Source organism: Empedobacter sp. 225-1 (assembly GCF_030328185.1).
In the GTDB taxonomy this organism is placed as follows: domain Bacteria; phylum Bacteroidota; class Bacteroidia; order Flavobacteriales; family Weeksellaceae; genus Empedobacter; species Empedobacter stercoris.
Genome location: NZ_JACALO010000088.1, coordinates 1 through 1,019, shown reverse-complemented (window position 1 = coordinate 1,019; position 1,019 = coordinate 1). Strand labels below are relative to the sequence as shown.

The window sequence follows — 1,019 nt, the reverse complement described above, 5'->3', positions numbered from 1 at the left end:
TCTAAATTTGAAATTCAGTTTTTCAGTTTGAAAATTATAACCGAAATATTCTTTCGCTTCTTCGTCTTCAATTAGATTTGAAATTTGAGATAGAGTAGTACCAAAAAGTAACTTTTCAAATTTATTTAGTTCTTGGTTCATCTTTTTTGTTTTGTGCGCAATTTTGGACGCATTACAGCTAACGGGCCGCGGCTTGGCGAAGTGCGGGCTTGAATTGAGCGAAAGTTCAATTCAGACCGAGACGTAGCCAAAGCTGTGAGCCTTTTGGTAAATTTAATAAAAATACAAAAGCAAACAGCTTTTGGCGGATAAAAAGGATAGAAGTTCAATTTTACACTTAACCCCGCATTTTGCCAAGCCGATGTTACCTGCTGGTTTTATTTTCTTATAAAAACTTGATTAAAGTATTCGTTTAAAAGTCCATTTCCATAGTGTTTTTCAAGTATTTCTATTCTAACTTTTGATTTTAAGTTATTATATTCATTTTTTTGTTCAGCATTAGGATTTTCTAAACTACCCAAAAACACCATTTTAAATAATACATTATTAGATTCTAATTCAGAAGCTTTTGATAATAATTGTTTCCCAAAATTTTCCATTTCTTCATAATCTCCATATTCATAAGGAAAAATTGATGTTGTATATCCGGCTAAAAAATTAAATTCAGCTATTTTTTCAAAATTTTTTAATCCGTAATCAAGTTCATTTTTTAATTCATTTCTTAGATCTTCGCCTTTAAATATTGTAAAAACACCATTAACATCTTCAATCATTGACCAAAGAAAAAAATAGTAATATTTCCAAATATCAAAATTTAATGGACTTGTCTTTAACAACGATTTATATTGGTAATATGCTTCATTATATTTTTCTTCGGATTCAAGTTTGAATATATTTTCGAGATTAAAATTCATTGGTTTGTTTCTTCTAAAACTTGCAGGTAACGTTTTGGGGCTTTGCGATGGTGGGGCAATCGAAGCACAAATCTTCAATTTTGCACAAAAGTTGAACCGAAGAAC

Annotated in this window: 1 protein-coding gene; it reads right to left on the bottom strand. The window is 29.9% G+C overall.

What is annotated here, in order from left to right; translation table 11 throughout:
• Nucleotides 1-377 precede the first annotated feature (377 nt).
• Nucleotides 378-773 (bottom strand): hypothetical protein, encoded by a 396-nt coding sequence (locus HX088_RS13835; RefSeq protein WP_286484479.1) that lies wholly within the window; start codon nucleotides 771-773, stop codon nucleotides 378-380.
• Between the last annotated feature and the right edge of the window lie 246 nt (nucleotides 774-1,019).

Coding starts and splice junctions, on each gene's coding strand:
- HX088_RS13835 (WP_286484479.1), bottom strand. CDS start 773: ATGATTGAAGATGTTAATGGTGTTTTTACAATATTTAAAGGCGAAGAT.